This is a genomic window from Paraburkholderia jirisanensis (genome assembly GCF_054782355.1).
In genome coordinates this window covers 290,328-307,661 of the sequence record NZ_BAAGSQ010000002.1, presented here as the reverse complement: position 1 = coordinate 307,661, position 17,334 = coordinate 290,328, and the positions used below count along the sequence as shown (strand labels likewise).

Below are 17,334 nucleotides of genomic sequence, written 5' to 3'. Positions count from 1 at the left end.
GCGCCGCAGCAAATGCCGCACCCCGCATACCGCAACCGATTGAGGATCGCTGTCCATGAAACCCCGATACGCCGAGTTGGCGGACCAGCTTATCCAGGCGATCGGCGACGGCACCTTCGAAGTGGGCTCTTCTCTGCCGAGCGAACTGGACCTTTCCGCACAGTACGGCGTGAGCCGCGCCACGGTGCGCTCCGCGCTGGAGAAAGTGCAGGAACTGGGGCTGATTTCGCGTCGCAAGCGGGCCGGCATTCGCGTTGAAGCGAGCAAGCCGCGGGTCGCGTTCGAGCAGTCGATGTCGAACCTCGAAGACCTGATGCAATTCGCGGTGGTCACCGAACGGCACGTGCAGGCGATCGCCGAAGTGTCGGCGAGCCCGGCGCTCGCCGCGCAGCTAGGCGTGCCGGCCGGCTCGCGCTGGCTGCGGGTCGAATTGCTGCGCGTCGATCCGGCCAAGCCGGAGCGGCCGATCTGCTGGACCGATGTGTACCTGGATGCGCCGCTCGGCGCGGGTTTGCGGCGCGAATTGCGCAGCAACAGCTCCGGGTTGATCTGCGAGATGGTCGAGCAGCGTTTCGGACGCGCGGTGCAGGAAGTGCGTCAGGAAATTCGCGCGATCGGCGTGCCGGCCCGGCTCGCCGAGCCGCTGGCCGCCGAGGCAGAGGGCCACGCGCTGGAGATCACGCGCCACTACGTCGACCAGCATGGCGCAGTGTTCGAGGCTACCGTCAGCGTGTTTCCGGCGGACCGGTACACGTACGCGTTGCAATTGCGGCGTCAGGGGTGACGGCAGCGGTGACTCAAACGTCGCTTACGCCGCGCTGAATTGCCCGCCGACGAATTCCAGATGCTGCGCCATCGCTAGTGCGGCGCCGTCCGGCGCGCCCTCGCAGATCGCGACATAAATCTGCTCGTGCTGCGCAAGACGCGCCAGCGACCGCTCTTTCGCATGCGCGAGATCCTGCGCCGTGGCCGTGTACGTGTTGCGGGTAATGTGATCGCGCAACTGATCGATGACCGACGTGTAGAAGCGCGTCAGCATCGAGTTGTGCGCCATCGCGGCAAGCGTCATATGAAAGTTCGCGTCGCCGCGCGCTTCGGCTTCGACGTCGTCGGCAGTGACCGCGCGCGCCATGTCGCGCAGCGCGCTGCCTAGCCGCTCGCGTTCGTCGGCAGTAGCACGCTCTGCAGCAAAGCGCGCCACGCAGCATTCGAACATTGCACGAAATTCAAGCGTTTCGCTGCGCTGCGGCGCGCCTTCGTCGCTGCGCAGCCAGATCGCCATCGCATCGGGCATCGCGTGCAACGCATGCTGTGCAGCGCTGACAAACACGCCGCTGCCGCGCCGCGTCTCCAGCGTGCCGCGCGCCACCAGCCGCTGGATCGCCTCGCGCACCGTCGAGCGCGACGCGCCGAACGATTCGGCCATCGCCCGCTCGGAAGGCAAACGCGCCCCCGGCTGCAAATCGCGCTCGAGCAGCCGGCTTTCAATCTGCTTGATGACATGACCCAGCGCGCCGTCAGGCATGCTCCGCTGTCCCATGACGTCTCCTTGTTTATCTGTGGTCGGGCTATTTTGCGGCAGTTGGCAGGACTTCGCATACTGCTGCACCCCACATGATGCCCGACGCTAGCGTGCATCGCCAAACGGAGACGAATCATGGCTGATTCAGGCAATGCGTTGCCCGCTTCGCCGGTCACGAAACTCCACGCAGAAAGCCGACGCGCGCGGCTTCAGACATTGTTACGGCATCGTCAAGGCATCGGCCAGCGCTTGAGTACGCCCGATCCGCTGCCCTCGTCGCACGCCGGCGACGCGAAACGGAACACGCCCTTGCCCGCTTCCTTCGCGTCATACAGCGCGACGTCCGCACGCTTTAGCAGCTGCTCGATCGACTCGCCGCTTTTCGCAAACGCGATGCCGATACTCGTGCCGATGCTGATCCCTTCGCCAGTGGACAGCATGTAAGGCTTCGCCAGCTCGCGAATCACGCGCGGCGCGAGCGCCTCGCAGGCGGCCGACGTGCCGTTCTCCAGCACCAGCGCGAATTCGTCGCCGCCCAGCCGCGCGACGAATTCGCCAGTCCACAGCATTCCTTTCAGGCGGCCTGCAACGGTGGTCAGCACTTCGTCGCCGGCATGGTGGCCCAGGCGGTCGTTGACCTGCTTGAAGCCGTCCAGATCGAGGTACATCAGCGCGACCTCCGGCGCCGCGCCGGCGGCCGGCTTGGCCAGCAGTTGCTCGAGACGCTCGTACAGGTCGCGCCGGTTCGGCAGCCCGGTCAGCGGATCGTGCCGCGCCAGATGCAGGATTTTCGCCTCCGACTGCCGACGCTCGGTCACGTCCTCGATGATGATCACCGCACTGCCGTCCGGCACCGGGTTACGCGTCATTTCGAGCTGACGGCCGTCGTCCAGTTGCAGATCGAGCGCGCCGCGCTCGCCCTCGAGCCACGCGGTACAACGTTCGACCATCTGCTTTCTGAGCGTCTCACCGAACTTCGCAACGCCGACGTGCCCGATGAACTCCGGCAGCGGCACGTTCAGCCGCAGCATTTCGACCGTCGCGCCGAACAGTTCCGCTGCGCGCCGGTTCGCGACGATCACCTTGCCGACGCTGTCGATCGTGCACAGTCCGTGCGGCATATGGGTCAACGCCGCATCGAAGCGCGCCGCCAGTTCCGCATGCCGCTGCTCGGCGGTCATCAACGCGACCAGGCCCTCGTAATGGCGCCGCACCACCGACACCATCGCAGCCAGATACGCGAACAGCGGCGGCACCAGAATCCATGCGCCACCACGCGGCGCGAGCAGCGCACCGATGCCGATCGGAATCGTGCCGATGAAGATCTGCATGATCGCCAGACGCGGCAGCGCCGCATTGCGCGACGCGATGCCGCCCAGAATACCCGCGGTCACCATCAATGAGAGCAAGGCCAGTTCGGTATCGGACGAGATGATGCTGGCCATCGTGCCGAGGCCGAAGGTCAGGCACGCGAGCAGCGACATCGGTGCATAACGTGCGGCCCATGGCCCGGGGTGAACCGGCGCCACGCGATTGCGTGCCACATAGAGGCATGCGATGCCCATCCGGGCGCTCAGAAACACCACTTCGGCCACGAGCCACAGCCACGTCCACGTTTGGTGCAGCCGCACGCATGCGACTGCCGCGACGAACAGACTCGACAAACCCGACATAAACAGCGGGCGCGTGTTCTCGAATAGCGTCGACAGCAGCGACGCGCGAATCGATGCGGTGACGTGGCCGTTGCCTGAAGCCGGCGTCTCAAGGAGGAAATTGAACATAAACGGCCTGGCTGGCATGGTCTACCGCATTCGGCGTTACTTTTCCGTCCCGTCGGAAAAGGGACGGTGATCTCTGCGTTTACGGCGCCGCAAGTCGGTTCCTTGATAGCCGCACACGCTGCCCGTCGCGAGGGACGAGGCGCCCGAATTATGCCAGCAGTCCGAATTCGTCTTGTGATTGGCGGGCAATGTACACAGACGAGCGCGGAATTTCATGTGGCTGAAGCGGTGATTGCTGCCCGCATCGCCGCCCGCATCGGGATATGCGCGATCGGCTTGCAGCGCGGCGCGACGCTACCTATCGTGTAGAAGCAATCCTTATTTGGGAGGCCGCCATGCTTGCGAACGCAGTCGATGTGCGCTTCGATAGCGCGCATCTGTTTCTTCAGCTATCCGACGGTCAGGCGGTGGAGTTTCCGCTGCGCTGGTTTCCTGTGCTCGAAGCCGCGACGGCAGACGAACGGGCGCATTTCGCGATCTCGCTGGATCGCCAGCAACTGTATTGGCCCGAACTGGATGAGGATGTGAGCGTGCCGGCGCTGCTGCATTCGCTGCCTGGTGAGCGACATTGAGATTTTTTGATTCAGGTGTCTCGCAGCGGGAAGCGTCCTGACGGGGTTGCGCGAAGCGTTGCCGCAAGAACTGCCACGGCAGCGCAATCGCCGCGCGTATACGCGAATACAACCGCGCGTCGCGATTGCGCTCATACTCGCTGCTTGTACCCGCTGCTCGTACCCGCTTAACCTGGCTTCGGCTCGTGCTTCAGTTCGCGGGCGGCGCCGTGATGTACACCGTGAAGAGGATCGCGCCGCACGAGGCGCCAGTTACCGGGCCGTTCGCGCACGCGCTGCTTCGCGCAAAAACGCTCCGCGCGTCGCAAGATTTTCAAAAGCTTCGCATACCGTAGCGGCTTGCGTATAAAACGGTAGACGCGCACTCGCGGCGGCAGTGCGCTGTTGTAAGTCAGGATCACCGGCACGGTAGACAATACAGGGTCCCGGCGCATCTCGCGCACCAGGTCCGCACCCCCGATACCCGGCGTGCGCGCGTCGGATACCAGCACATCGGGACGGCTCGCACGCGCGAGATTCAGGGCCTCGATGCCGTTCGTGGCGGTACGCACCACGTAACCTTCTGCCGCAATGAAGAGGCCGAGCGTGCTCAGCAGATGGGTGTCGGCATCGACAATTAGGATCACTGCCATATTGTCTCCCTCCATAAAGCTTATTTTAGCAAGCCGCATTCCATACGATAGGCTTCTTTGCACGGAGTGCAGCAAGATCGCACGCTACGCGCGAAGTACTTCGTATGCTGCTTCGCACAATCGATCCGGCCAGCTCAGGCCCGCCACATGCTCAAGTACCTGCGACGGCATGTGTCGTCCACTTTGGAGAGCCGCGATGAACAAGGATCAAGTGAAGGGTACCGTTGAGAAGGTTAAGGGCAAGGTCAACGAGGCAGTGGGACGCGCGACCGACAACCCTGCACGTGAACTGAAGGGCGACATCCAGCAAGAGGTCGGCCAGACGCGCAAGGACGTTGGCGACATGAAGGAAGCGGTGAAGGATTCCGCCAAGCGCAAGCACTAGCCAACGCATAAGCCGCAGCCGGGCGCATCTACGCGCCCGCGCTACCGCATCTAATGCGGTCTCGCCCCGCCGTGCCAGATTGTGCGGGCAGCGAGGTCCGCCCGAGCGGCCGCCCACGCGGCCGCTTTTCCCGTTGCGCTTTTCTCGTCATTTTTTTGTAATGACCGGGTAACCGCGCCGTTCGCGCGCGCTTATTAGACTTGCCATCACGTTGTCCCCCAAACCAATTGACGTGATGCCGGACTAAGGCCGGCTGGCGCCATGTTTACGAAATCCTTACGCACGACGGTTATAAGGTGACCTTGGTGCAGGAACCGCTGACCTCGTTCGACGAAGACGTCACCGCCACCAAACGCGTGCTGGCCAGCCTCGACGGCCGTGCGTGCTGGTAGGCCACAGCTACGGCGGCGCGATCATCACCGAAGCCGGCAACGATGCGCACGTGAAATCGCTGGTCTATATCGCAGCGCATGCCATCGATGTCGGTGAAACCGAGGCAGGCAATGGCAAGAAATACCCGAATTCGACCAAAGCCGTGGTGAAGACGCCGGACAACTTCCTGTACCTGAACCCGGCCGATTATCCGGCGGACTTTGCCGCCGACCTGCCGCGCGCGCAGGCAGAATTCGAAGCGCAGGCGCAAATGCCGACTGCGGCCTCGGTGTTTACCGCGCCGATTCCCGATCCGGCATGGAACACCAAGCCGAGCTGGTATATGGTCGCGAAGGCGGACAAGATCATCAAGGAAGTGGCGGCGCTGATCGAACAGGCGGCGCAGCAATCGGGCCAGTAAGCGGTCGTGACGACGCCCGAAGCTTAGCGCTCGTCGTGCGTAGCGGCCGGTGCATCCTGCGGGATGCGCCGGCCGCTTTCCGCTGGTAGCCTGATGCCCCTTACGCCCCCCCCCCAAAGGCACGACAAACGCAAAAGCAGCGATATGAGAATTCTGGTCATCGAAGACGAAACGAAAACCGGCGAGTACTTGCAAAACGGTTTGACCGAAGCGGGCTATGTGGTCGACGTGGCCGCCAACGGCATCGACGGTTTGCATATGGCGCAGGAGATGCGCTACGACCTGATCCTGCTCGATGTGATGATGCCGGAGATGGACGGCTGGACCGTGATGAAGAAACTCGGTGCGCGCAGCAATACGCCGGTGCTGTTTCTCAGCGCGCGCGGCACGCTCGAAGACCGCCTCAAGGGTCTCGATCTCGGTGCCGACGATTACCTCGTCAAGCCGTTCTCGTTCGCGGAGCTGCTTGCGCGCATCCGTATCATCCTGCGTCGCGGGCAGCCGCAGAAGCAGGAAGAAGTGCTGGAAATCGGCGACCTGCGCATCGACGTGCCGAAGCGGCGCGTCGAGCGCGGCGGCACGCGCATCACGCTCACCAACAAGGAATTCAACCTGCTGCACTTTTTCGCGCAAAACCCGGGGCAGGTATTGTCGCGTGCGCTGATCGCGTCGCGCGTGTGGGACATGAACTTCGATAGCGACAGCAACGTCGTCGATGTCGCGGTGCGCCGCTTGCGGCAGAAAATCGACGAACCATTCGACGCCCGGTTAATTCATACGGTGCACGGCGTCGGCTACCGTTTCGAGCACGAAGCATGAAGCGCCTGTCGCTGACCACGCGCCTCGCGCTGCTGTTCGCGCTGCTCGCTTTCGGTTCGATGGCGGTGATCGGCTACGTGCTGTACCGCCGGCTCGAACAACAACTGGTGATACGCGACGACGGCGCGCTCGTCACGCGTGTCGATCAGATCCGTACCTTGATGAGCGATATCGACGCGCGCGATCTGATCCACGACAAGCCGCATCTGTTTGCCAACATGCTGGGCAACACCGAATCGCTACTGGTGGTGCGCTATCCGGACGAAGCGCCGCTGATCGTCGTGAACCCGGGCGACACCGCGATTCCCAACGTCGCACCGGTGCCGCCGGATGCCGCGCTTTCGCTGGACGCCGTTCATCATGCAACCGAGCCCGACGGCACGCCGTTCATCTACGTCGCTGCCACCGCGCAAGGGTTGCGCGGGCAGCGCGAACTGCAGATCATCTCAGGCCGGCTGATGACCGAGCGCACGCGCATGCTGCGCGAGTACCGCAATCAGATCCTGCTGTTCGCGACGCTTGCAGCCGTGCTTGCCGCGCTGATCGCCTACGTGCTCGCGCGGCGCGGCATGCAGCCGCTGCAGCGGCTTGCCGCGCAAACCGCATCGATCGGCATGGGCAACCTGTCGACGCGCATCGAGTGGCGCGACGCACCGCGCGAACTCGATGCGCTGATCGGCGCGTTCAACGGCATGCTCGACCGGCTCGAACGCGGCTTCACGCAACTCAAGCAGGTGTCGGCCGATATGGCGCACGATCTGCGCACGCCGATCGGCAACCTGCTCGGTCAAACCGAAGTGGGTTTGAGCCAGACTCGCGAGCCGGCGTATTACCAGCGCCTGCTGGGCTCGAATTTCGAGGAACTGCAGCGCATGTCGAAGATGATCGACAACATGCTGTTCCTCGCGCGCGCCGAACATGCGGACCATGCGATCGAACGCAAGCTGCTGCCGGTAGCGGACGAATTCGAGCGGATGGCCGAATACTTCGAAGATCTCGCCGATGATCGCGGCGTGCGTATCGAGTGGCGCGGCGATGGCGACGTGTACGCCGATGCGCTGTTGCTGCGCCGCGCGCTTGCGAATCTGCTAGCCAATGCGGTGCGCTATGCCGAGCCGGGCACTGCCATTTCGATGGTTGCGCAGCAAGGGGCGCAGAGCACCACCGTGTACGTCGAAAATCGCGGACCGACGATTGCGCCTCAGCATCTCGAACGGCTGTTCGACCGCTTCTATCGTGTCGACGAATCGCGGCAGCGCTCGGCGGAATCGAGTGGGCTCGGGCTTTCGATCGTGCGCAGCATCATGATGCTGCACGGCGGGAAGTGGCACGCCGCGAGTGGTGACGGCGTGACGCGATTTACGCTTGAGTTTCCGCGCGGTTGAGCCTTGCGACCCAGCGGCGCCGGTCGCGCGACGTCAGGGCCGATGTCCCGGCGGCGGCGGCCGGTGCGGCGGCGGCGGACGATGCGACGGCGGCCGGTGATGAGGATGACGGTGCCGCGGCGGCAACGGACGGCAGCGGCGCACCAGATGGCCGTGCACCCAGACCTTTCGGCACTGCATGCGCTGGTGGGCCTCGGCGGTGGTCGGCAGACTCAGCAGCACCGATGCAGCGAGCGCGGCTGCCAGGACGGTTTTCAGCATTATTGCGGGACCTCACAGTTGAAGAGTGATTCGACGCGGTTCATCAAAATGACATCGGCGCGCAGGGTGTCGCACACCGATGCGGTGTCGATCGCGCGCCACGCCTGTGTCGGCACCCACGCCCACGCGACGCGACGAAACTTCGCGCTTGCGGCGCAGCCCTGACGCGCTGCAGGTTTAACGGCGCCGCCACGCAATTTCCTTAGAGTAATCGGAACGCACGCAAGCTGCTCGCGCGCCGCCTGGCCGCGATCGTGCATCGCGCATACCCGCTTGCCGCCGCCGGTTGGCCAGCTTGCCGACGGCCCAGCCGGACAGCGGTGTAGACTTGTGCGACACGGCGCTGGCTTTATGCGGGTTGATTCCCGCCCGGACGCCCATAAGTGCTGAGGCTGATGACGAACAGGAAACGAAGAGCAACGGGCATCATGAAACGTGAACTCACTGAAACTGCGAACGCGCGTGCCGACCTGCTGTGCTTTCTGGTGGCGATTGCCGCGGCATCATATGCGCTGACCGAGCAGTGGCGAGTCGACCACGTGGTCGACTGCTGCCGTCAATGGCTGAACAAGAATTCGACGACGATGCACTGGCTCGAGCGCGTACGGATCGGCCAGCTTGCGCTGAAGATCGCGCAACACGATCTGGAAAACGCCGGCATCGCGGTGCGATTGTCGAGTGTTTCGGCACTGTTTACCGACAAAATGGAACTCAACGAAGCGAGCACGATGGTGCAACGGATGAAGACGTTGTGTCAGGAAGCGTGCAACTGACGTTGTAACCTTGTGACGTTGCGACCTTGTCCGACATAGCGAGGATTGCCGCACGCAGTTACACGCCTTCACCCGATACACCCGCTAGCTGGGCCGCAACGGCTCAATCAGCGGTGCGGCACACCGCCCTTCCATTCGCTCCAGTGCGACACAATGTCCTGCACCAGCGGATTGCCCGCCAGGAACAGATTGTTCAGCGCGACCGTAAAGCCGCCTTGCGCCGCATAGTTGAGCAGGTTGTCCACGCTGGTCTGGCCGGCGTACGGGCGATCGAAATCCGAGCCGGCGCGCAGCACCGCAACGCGCTGCAGATCCACGCGATGATCCGCAGCCGCACGCTTAAGCGCCTCATACGTCGAGTTGTCCTCCTGCTGCGTCGTGCAATAGGTGCCTTTGCCATCGGTGAGGATCCTGGTCCACTGCCGCGCGCGTTCGCCTAGCGCCGTGCCGGACCACCACGTGTCCCCCGCCAGCGTATCGCAGCGGATCACAGCCGGCGGACGGTTGGCCGGCGCGTAGTTGAATCTGGCGCGCGCTGCCTGCGCCTCTGCGCCATCGGACAGCGTCACGTTGCGCGACAGCGCGAACGCCGCGTCGGTCAGGCGCGGGTTCAACTGGAACACTTCGGTGCGGTAGTCGAGCGGCGGCTTGTCGCTGGGGCTTTTCGTGTTGATGCCGAGATAACCGGTGTTCCAGCTCGACGGAATCTCGCGCGCATCGATCTCCCACTGAATGCCGAAGTCGACCAGATAGTCGGCCCACGCCGCCGAACCCACGGTCCCCTGCTGTGGATCGATCCCGGCTATGCCCGCCACCATGAAGTACGTGTGCCGCAAATCGAAACGCGAAGAAAAGGTCAGCGCCATGATCGAAGCGGCCGCATTGGTGTGCCCCATGCCGGTCGTCATCACGCATACGTCCTGGCGGTTGCATTGCACGGCCGGATAGTCCGGCGACAAACCGGGTACCGTGATGCTGCGCCACGGGCCCAGGTGGTCCAGCCACACCTGGCCTTCCGGGCCGAACATCGAGATGATCATCACCTTGACGGGTTGACCTTTCGATCCGCCGTCGCCGCGGGTAAGATTGTCGTCGTCTTGTGCGGTGGCGGCGGTGGAGCATGCCGCTGCGCTAGCGGCTAGCGCCAATGCCAGTACCGTCGACTTGCCCGGAATGCGATTTACCATGACAGCTCCTTTTATTCGTTCGTGTCTTATGCTGATCGGGAGGGGGACGCTGCAAACTGAGCTGTGAACTGAAATGCATCACGAAGCGATGCAATGCTTGTGAAAGCTCAGTTCATAGTTGTAGGTGAGATGCGCAACGGGCGGTAGCTCGCCTGGCATAAAGTGCGGGAGGGGTTGTGATGCGAGCGATGCAGGATGATTGCCGACGCCTTTGCTCAAGCTGAAGGCAGATGACTACCGCGCGACTGATCGCGAAACTGTCTGGGTGTGGTTCCGGCGAGCCGCCGAAAAAAGCGCGAGAAATAGGCGGGTTCGGCAAAGCCAAGCCGATCGGAAATCTGCGCGACGCCCATCGTCGTGTAGGTGAGGTTGCGCTGCGCCTCCAGCAGCACCCGCTGGTGCAGAATCTCCAGCGCGCTTTGCCCGACGAGGCGCCGGCAGACATTATTCAACTGCACCGCAGAAATGCCCAACCTGTCCGCAAACCGGCTGACGGGCCAATGATCGGCGTAGTGCCGCTCGATCAACGTTGAAAAGGCGGCCAGGTGAAATTCCGCGCGGTCCAGGTTGCCGGCGGCTTGATACATTTCCCTGTGCTGTCGCTCCACCCATATCAGCAACGCACTGAGCAGGGATCTCAGCAGAAGGTCCCGGCCGGGAGCGGGCGCCGCGTATTCCTGCGTGATTTTTTCGTAGAGAAGATCGATATACGCCTTGTCCGACGCGACCGCGTAGCAGCCGGGGTGCTGGAATGGCGTCTGCAGGTCACGCAAGTTTTCTCTAAGCCATTGGATCAGAGGAAGCGCGACCGTCAGAACATAGCCCTCCACATTCTTGCTAAAGCGAAAACCATGCACGTGCATCGGCGGCACGATCTGGATAGCGGGTTTGTCGATACGCGTGACCTTGCCTTCGACGTCGAGGATCACGAGCCCGCGCTGCACGTAGAGCAATTGTCCAAGATCGGCATGCCTGTGCTGGCGAATCTCCCAGTTTGCCGGACCGCTGCGTTCCGGAATGGATTCGCAATGCAGCAGGTCGGGAGTCGGCCATCCGACACCCTCTCCATACAGCTTGAATACCGGTATGTTCGAAGCCATCGCAAGCCCGCCGACTTTTCGGGAGTTTCGAAAAGTGCAAGTTTAGTTTGGAATATTGCCTTGTTGTCGCGCTCCATATTACTAAAAATACAACTTCGGAAAACGAGGATGTCAGAAGATATCCCGGCATGTGAGGAGCAGACAATGAAGACAAGAATCGCCATCATAGGGGCCGGCCCTGCAGGGTTGCTGCTGGGGCAATTGCTCGACAAGGCCGGCATCGACAACGTCATCCTCGAACGTCAGTCGCCTGACTATGTGCTTGGACGCATCCGGGCCGGTCTACTGGAGCAAGGCACGGTAGATTTGCTGCACGAGGCTGGCGTCGGTGCCCGCATGGACCGCGAGGGGTTGGTTCACGAGGGGATCGAACTCGCGTTCGATGGCCGCCGCGTACGGGTCGATCTGAAAAAGCTGAGCGGTGGAAAGACCGTGATGGTTTACGGCCAGACCGAGGTGACGCGAGATCTGATGGAAGCCCGGGCAAGCTCCGGCGCTCACACTGTCTACGAAGCGGCCAATGTCGCGTTGCACGATGTCGCGACCGCAGAGCCTTATATCACCTACGAGAAAGATGGCGAAGCATACCGGCTCGATTGCGACTACATCGCGGGCTGCGACGGATTTCATGGTGCGTCGCGCAAGGCCATTCCCGCGGACGTACTAAAGGTTTATGAACGCGTCTACCCTTTCGGTTGGCTCGGCTTGCTTGCCGACACGCCTCCCGTTAGCCACGAACTGATTTACGCAAGCCACGAGCGAGGGTTTGCGCTATGCAGTCAACGCTCTAACACGCGCAGCCGATACTATCTGCAGGTGCCTTTGACCGAGACCGTTGAAAACTGGTCAGACGAGCGGTTCTGGCAGGAACTCAGAACCCGCGTGCCTCACGATGTCGCGGCGCAACTCGCCACCGGTCCCTCGCTTGAGAAGAGCATTGCCCCGCTTCGCAGCTTCGTGGTGGAACCGATGCAATACGGCCGCCTCTTTTTGCTTGGCGACGCTGCACACATCGTCCCGCCAACGGGCGCTAAAGGATTGAACCTCGCCGCAAGCGACGTTCGGACCTTATATGGCATTCTTCGCGGCGTCTATGAAGACGGACGCATCGACCTGTTGACGAAGTATTCCGAGCTGACCCTCAAGCGCGTGTGGCGCGCTGAGCGCTTCTCATGGTTCATGACCTCACTGCTGCATCGTTTTCCCGACGCCGATGCGTTCAGTGCGCAAATGCAGCACGTCGACCTGCTGTACTTCACCGAGTCCGATGCCGGGATGCGCACGATTGCCGAAAACTATGTCGGCTTGCCCTACGAAGCGATCAATTGATAACTTGATTGCCCGCTTTGCTTAAGCAAGGCGGTCGAACGCAACACTTCCTGCCTAAACTCCTGTCTCGCTCAAAGAGCGCAGCCAACCGCGGCTGCGCTTTGTCGCTCAACTCATAGCCTTGGCGCTATGAACGCATAGTTCCCTCGGCAATTGTTTGGCACGGCTGCTGATGGTTACATTGCGTCATCAGCCCAACGGTTTTGCGCATGCACGCGACGCGACTAGCCGACTAAAAAAACTGGAGACAAGGAAGTGCGCTTCTCGATGAATACCGCAACACTCATAGTGTTGGCGGCTGCGCCGGGCATCGCCTGCGCGCAGACGTCCGTCTCGCTTTACGGTTCTCTTGATGGCAATCTTCGCTATCTGACGCACGCGGATAGTGCCGGCGACGGGCTACTGAGCACAGGAGGAAAGGGCTTGCTCGAATCGAATCGCTTTGGCGTGATCGGCACGGAAGATCTCGGCGATGGGCTTCAGGCGCACTTCCGGCTGGAGTCCGCGTTCGATGGCGGCACAGGTGCGTTAGGCACGCCAGGCGCACTATTCACACGCGAAGCGACGGTCGGTTTGAGCGGCCCCTGGGGCGGCGTGAACGTCGGCCGGCAGTTCTCGGTCAGCGCGCGCACCGTGTCGAGCTATGACCCGTTCAGCTTTCGCTATCTCCCCATCACGCCGATTTCAAAAGATATCGTCGGCACGTCGTCGGACCGCTTCGACAACGATATTCAGTACATCGGCAATTTCGGCAATCTGACGGCACGCGCGGAATACATGCCAGGCGGCACGGCGGGCAGCATCAAGACCAACACCGCGCTGGCGGGCGGCGCCAGTTACAGGATCGGCGGCGCGCGCATCGGCATGGCTTACACGCAATGGGACGATTTCGGCGGCCCGGGGTTGAACCGCAACCAGTTGACGGCGGGCGGCGACTATCGGGTCGGCGACTTGCGCGTGGCCGCTGGTTATATCGGCGATTGGCAGGACGCTCACGGTGGCGATCACTCCACGCGCGACTTGTGGATCGGCACGGTCTATTCGTTCAACGCGGCATTCGCGTTGACGGATGCGCTTTATCGCACCGACTATGACACCGCAGGCAAGACAGGTTCGAAAACCCTGCTGATGGCAGGCATCACTTACCAGCTTTCGAAACGGACGACCTTGTATGCGGAGGTCGACAACACCCGCTTTAAGGGCAACGCAATCACAAGCGGACAAACCAATCAGACCGGTGTCGCAATCGGCATCAACGAGCGGTTCTGACCGCGGAACACCACACCGGCATTTCATTCAACGTCACGCTCCTCGCGGACGTGGCTTAACGGAGATGAATCATGCGCATTCTCGACTCTCATTTTCACTGGTGGCCGCGCTCGGTCTTCGAAGCACTGTGCACGCGCGAAGGCTATCCGCGCGCGCAGTCCAACGGCAAGGGCGGCTATACGTATTGGCGGCAGGAAGGCGGCACGGCGCGTTTCAATCTGGGGCAAGAGTGGTTCGATCTCGATCGGCAGATGGCGCATATGGACGGGCTCGGCTATGAAGTCGACGTGATCTGCTCGACTGGACCTTTCTCGCTGCATTTCTCCGATTTGCCGGTGGAAGAAGGACGCGCGGCCGCGATGCTGTGGAACGAGGAAATGGCTGGCGCGCAGCGTCGCTATCCGGGCCGCTTGTGGGCGAGCGCTGCGGTGCCGCTGCGCGACACCGCGGTCGCGATCGAAGTGGTGGACCATGCGATCGGCAAGCTCGGCCTGATCGGTGTCAATCTGCCCGGCAGCGTCGGCTCGCTCGACCGGATCGACGCAGCGCGCCTCGAGCCTTTCTATGCGCACATCGAGAAGCTCGGCGTGCCGTTGTTCCTGCATCCGACCGATTCGATTTTCCCGGATATTCTCGATGGCTATGACGGCGCACTGTATTTGAGCCTTGGGCGCGTCGTCGATATCAGTGTGTCGGCGTGCCGGCTCGTGCTGTCGGGAATCATGGAGCGGTATCCGGAACTGAAGGTGATCATCTCGCACACCGGCGGTGCACTGCCCTACCAGGCAGGCCGCATGGACAAGAACGCCAAGGCTGCCAGGCTGCCGAAACCGCCCAGCACGTACATCAAGCGGATGTACACCGATACCGTGTCGCCGCACGAAATGGGCATCCGCTATGCGATCGAGTTTTACGGCGCGGATCACGTGATGTACGGCAGCGACTATCCGTGCTGGGATCCGGCTACGGCATTGCAATTGTTCGAAGAAGTCGGCGTTTCGAAAGAAGATCAGCAGAAGATCTTTTACGGTAACGCGCGGCGTTTGTTCGGCTTGCCGGAGACGAGTATGTCGAACGCTGCCTGAACCGATCTGAATCAGCGCAGCAGAGTTCAGGTGCGCAGCACGACATCCGTGCTGCGCGAGCGTTTTTTCTCCAGCTCCGACGTCTTCACTCGAGCACGCCCCCCCATGACACACGAGCACCCGATCGATATCGAAGCGCTGATCGATGAGCGCAAGCTGGGCCGCTTCCAGATTTTCGTTGCCGCCTTATGCGCCGCTGCATTGCTGGTAGACGGCTTCGACACGATGGCGATCGGCTATGTCGCCCCCGCGCTGATCAAGGCGTGGGGCATCGACCGCTCGGCGATGACGCCGGCGTTCGCCGCCGGCCAGATCGGCCTGATGCTCGGTTCGATGGTGGTCGGTCCGCTTGCGGACAGGTTCGGACGACGCCCGGTGATGATCTACAGTTGCGTCGCTTTCGGCCTGCTATCGCTGGCGACGATGTCGGTGTCGTCCATCGGCTGGTTGATCGTGTTGCGCTTCGTTACTGGTTTCGGGCTCGGCGGTGCGATGCCCAATGCGCTGGCCCTGACCAGCGAATACATGCCGTCGCGCGTTCGCGTGACGGCAACCATGGTGATGTTCTGCGGCTTTTCGATCGGTGCGGCGCTAGGCGGTTGGGTCGTCGCGCGGCTGATTGCGCAACACGGCTGGCAGGTCGTGTTCCTGATCGGTGGTGTGATTCCGCTGGTGCTTGCAGTGGTGCTTGCACTGCTGTTGCCCGAATCGCTGCGCTATCTCGCGTCGACGGGAAAGCATCGCAAGCGTCTCGCTGCCTACGTGCGCCGCATCGCACCCGGCACGGATCCCGATGGCCGCGCGACGTACGTGATGACTGAAAGAAAGACCACTGGCTTCGTGGTTCGCGAACTGTTCAACGATGGCCGCACGCGCATGACGCTGCTGCTGTGGGCCATTACCTTCATGGTATTGCTCGATCTCAATCTATTGTCGAGCTGGCTGCCGACGATGCTGCGCGATTCCGGCCTGCCGCTGGAAATCGCGGCAACCGTCACGATCGGCTATCAGCTCGGCGGCACGGTCGGCAACGTGTTGCTGGGGCGCTTCGTCGATCGTTATGCGCCGTTCCTTGTGCTGGTGATCACGTTCGTCGTCGCGTTCGTCGGTATCGTGGGCATCGGGCTGGTGGGAACGAATGTTCCGCTGCTTGCCGTGCTGATCTTCGTGGTCGGATTTTGCGTGATCGGTGGCGTCGGCGCGTCGGATGCGCTGGTAGCGACCTGCTATCCAACGAGTGTGCGGGTTACGGGTTTAGGCTGGGCCATCGGCGTGGGCCGCATCGGCGCGGTGGTCGGTCCGACCATCGGCGGCCTGGCACTGACGATGGGTTCAAGCACAGCAAGTTTCTTTGCGATCGGCGCGCTGCCGATGCTCGGTTCAGCTGCTGCCGCGTGGGCCGTTCACATGAGCTCGCGCAACACGCAGCGCATCGTGCCATCCATGCACGGCTCGTGAACCGAATGTTGCAGCACACGCTACGCGTGCACAGTCTCCGCCTGCCGCACCATCGCTACAAGCCGATCGATTTCCGGCATGTCCGATTTCGGGTTGCGCACGTAGTGCAGCATCAGGTGCATCGGTTCGACATCCACATCGAGTTCGACGATCGTGCCCGCCGCGATATCTTTCTGCACCGCACGCCGCAACGAGCACGAGATGCCGATTCCCGCGATCACCATATTGCGCACCATGCTCATTTCCTGCGCCTGCGATGCGACATTCGGCTCGGGCATGCCGGCCGCGCGCAGCATGCTGGCGATCGTACGGCCGAAGTAAGAAGTATCGTAGGCCACCACGAACGGATGTTGGGCCAGCGTGCGAATGCTGATATTGCTTTTATTCGCTAACGGATGATTCGGCGAAGCGATGAACGCCAACCGGTAACGCCCCAACGATTCGCTGGACAAACCCGGTACGTCGCCGCGACTAAGCATAAACCCGACATCGACCTGCCCGCGCGAACAAAGCGTATGTACTTCCTCGAACGTGCCGGCAAGGGCAATCAATTCGATTTGCGGAAACTCGGCGGAAAACTCGCCCAAGGCCTTAAACAACAGCGAATCGGCGACAAAACGCTGAGCTGCAAAGCGCAGCTTACGTTTACTTTTCTTGAGATCGGCGGAAATTGCCGAGGTGCGTTCAAGCGTTTCAAGTGCGTAAGCATAGAACGCTTGACCTGCGGCCGTGAGTTGCGGGCTGACACCCGGACGACGTTCGAACAGCGCGCCGCCTAGTTTGGATTCCAGCTCACGTATATGAACGCTGACGGAAGGCTGCGTGATGTTGAGCGCCAACGCTGCTGCGCCGAAGCCGCCTGAATCCACTACGGCTACGAATACCTGCAGCCCGCGCAAGGTTACCGGCAACATCTGTCCGCCCTCCATCTGCGATAAGTCATAGCGATCTTACTATGAATCCATAGGCCTATGGCGGATTGC

The 17,334-nt window shown here is 61.9% G+C and carries 17 protein-coding genes and 1 pseudogene; 12 read left to right on the top strand and 6 right to left on the bottom strand.

Features of this window, described 5'->3' with window-relative positions:
• The first annotated feature begins 55 nt into the window (after positions 1-55).
• Positions 56-784, top strand: a complete 729-nt coding sequence (locus ACYVNQ_RS01805; protein ID WP_460900424.1) for a GntR family transcriptional regulator — start codon at positions 56-58, stop codon at positions 782-784.
• Between the two features lie 24 nt (positions 785-808).
• On the opposite strand, the gene ACYVNQ_RS01800 is transcribed toward ACYVNQ_RS01805, so the two are convergent.
• On the bottom strand, positions 809-1,540 hold the full coding sequence (locus tag ACYVNQ_RS01800; RefSeq protein ID WP_460900423.1) for a FadR/GntR family transcriptional regulator: 732 nt from the start codon (positions 1,538-1,540) through the stop codon (positions 809-811).
• 212 nt (positions 1,541-1,752) lie between these two features.
• Positions 1,753-3,303 (bottom strand): diguanylate cyclase domain-containing protein, encoded by a 1,551-nt coding sequence (locus ACYVNQ_RS01795; protein WP_460900422.1) that lies wholly within the window; start codon positions 3,301-3,303, stop codon positions 1,753-1,755.
• Positions 3,304-3,638: 335 nt separating this feature from the next.
• Here ACYVNQ_RS01795 and ACYVNQ_RS01790 point away from each other — a divergent pair, with 335 nt between their 5' ends.
• The gene (locus ACYVNQ_RS01790) at positions 3,639-3,875 is read left to right on the top strand and encodes a DUF2442 domain-containing protein (protein WP_460900421.1); all 237 of its coding nucleotides are present in this window, start codon (positions 3,639-3,641) and stop codon (positions 3,873-3,875) included.
• A 167-nt stretch (positions 3,876-4,042) separates the two neighbouring features.
• Here ACYVNQ_RS01790 and ACYVNQ_RS01785 read toward each other — a convergent pair whose 3' ends face one another.
• Positions 4,043-4,507 (bottom strand): response regulator, encoded by a 465-nt coding sequence (locus ACYVNQ_RS01785; RefSeq protein WP_460900420.1) that lies wholly within the window; start codon positions 4,505-4,507, stop codon positions 4,043-4,045.
• Between the two features lie 196 nt (positions 4,508-4,703).
• Between ACYVNQ_RS01785 and ACYVNQ_RS01780 the strand changes: the two genes are divergently transcribed.
• From ACYVNQ_RS01780 to ACYVNQ_RS01755, 6 genes and pseudogenes are all read left to right on the top strand, one after another.
• Entirely contained in the window at positions 4,704-4,892 is a 189-nt protein-coding gene (locus tag ACYVNQ_RS01780) for a CsbD family protein (protein WP_460900419.1), read from the top strand.
• 248 nt (positions 4,893-5,140) lie between these two features.
• A pseudogene (locus ACYVNQ_RS01775) lies at positions 5,141-5,685 on the top strand (alpha/beta hydrolase); the annotation flags it as partial.
• Positions 5,686-5,829: 144 nt separating this feature from the next.
• A complete protein-coding gene (locus ACYVNQ_RS01770; protein ID WP_460900418.1) occupies positions 5,830-6,504 on the top strand; it encodes a heavy metal response regulator transcription factor in 675 nt (224 codons plus the stop codon).
• Positions 6,501-7,889, top strand: a complete 1,389-nt coding sequence (locus ACYVNQ_RS01765) for a heavy metal sensor histidine kinase (RefSeq protein WP_460900417.1) — start codon at positions 6,501-6,503, stop codon at positions 7,887-7,889. Before ACYVNQ_RS01770 ends, ACYVNQ_RS01765 begins: the two co-directional genes overlap by 4 nt.
• Positions 7,890-7,988: 99 nt before the next feature.
• Positions 7,989-8,315, top strand: a complete 327-nt coding sequence (locus ACYVNQ_RS01760; protein ID WP_460900416.1) for a hypothetical protein — start codon at positions 7,989-7,991, stop codon at positions 8,313-8,315.
• Between the two features lie 263 nt (positions 8,316-8,578).
• Positions 8,579-8,923: a hypothetical protein gene (locus ACYVNQ_RS01755; protein WP_460900415.1), complete on the top strand. Its 345-nt coding sequence runs from the start codon at positions 8,579-8,581 to the stop codon at positions 8,921-8,923.
• 107 nt (positions 8,924-9,030) lie between these two features.
• On the opposite strand, the gene ACYVNQ_RS01750 is transcribed toward ACYVNQ_RS01755, so the two are convergent.
• Complete coding sequence (locus ACYVNQ_RS01750) at positions 9,031-10,110, bottom strand: purine-nucleoside phosphorylase (RefSeq protein WP_460900414.1); 1,080 nt, start codon at positions 10,108-10,110, stop codon at positions 9,031-9,033.
• Positions 10,111-10,325: 215 nt separating this feature from the next.
• Complete coding sequence (locus ACYVNQ_RS01745; RefSeq protein WP_460900413.1) at positions 10,326-11,210, bottom strand: helix-turn-helix domain-containing protein; 885 nt, start codon at positions 11,208-11,210, stop codon at positions 10,326-10,328.
• Between the two features lie 144 nt (positions 11,211-11,354).
• Between ACYVNQ_RS01745 and pobA the strand changes: the two genes are divergently transcribed.
• The 4 genes from pobA to ACYVNQ_RS01725 all read left to right on the top strand — a co-directional run bounded on the left by pobA (position 11,355) and on the right by ACYVNQ_RS01725 (position 16,351).
• The gene (pobA, locus tag ACYVNQ_RS01740; protein ID WP_460900412.1) at positions 11,355-12,539 is read left to right on the top strand and encodes a 4-hydroxybenzoate 3-monooxygenase; all 1,185 of its coding nucleotides are present in this window, start codon (positions 11,355-11,357) and stop codon (positions 12,537-12,539) included.
• Between the two features lie 267 nt (positions 12,540-12,806).
• Positions 12,807-13,808 carry a porin gene (locus tag ACYVNQ_RS01735; protein ID WP_460900411.1) on the top strand — a complete coding sequence of 334 codons (1,002 nt, stop codon included), beginning with the start codon at positions 12,807-12,809 and terminating at the stop codon, positions 13,806-13,808.
• Between the two features lie 71 nt (positions 13,809-13,879).
• Positions 13,880-14,893, top strand: a complete 1,014-nt coding sequence (locus ACYVNQ_RS01730; protein ID WP_460900410.1) for an amidohydrolase family protein — start codon at positions 13,880-13,882, stop codon at positions 14,891-14,893.
• A gap of 105 nt (positions 14,894-14,998) precedes the next feature.
• The gene (locus ACYVNQ_RS01725) at positions 14,999-16,351 is read left to right on the top strand and encodes an MFS transporter (protein ID WP_460900409.1); all 1,353 of its coding nucleotides are present in this window, start codon (positions 14,999-15,001) and stop codon (positions 16,349-16,351) included.
• 20 nt (positions 16,352-16,371) lie between these two features.
• Here the strand turns inward: ACYVNQ_RS01725 and ACYVNQ_RS01720 are convergent, their stop codons facing one another.
• Complete coding sequence (locus tag ACYVNQ_RS01720) at positions 16,372-17,265, bottom strand: LysR family transcriptional regulator (protein ID WP_460900408.1); 894 nt, start codon at positions 17,263-17,265, stop codon at positions 16,372-16,374.
• Between the last annotated feature and the right edge of the window lie 69 nt (positions 17,266-17,334).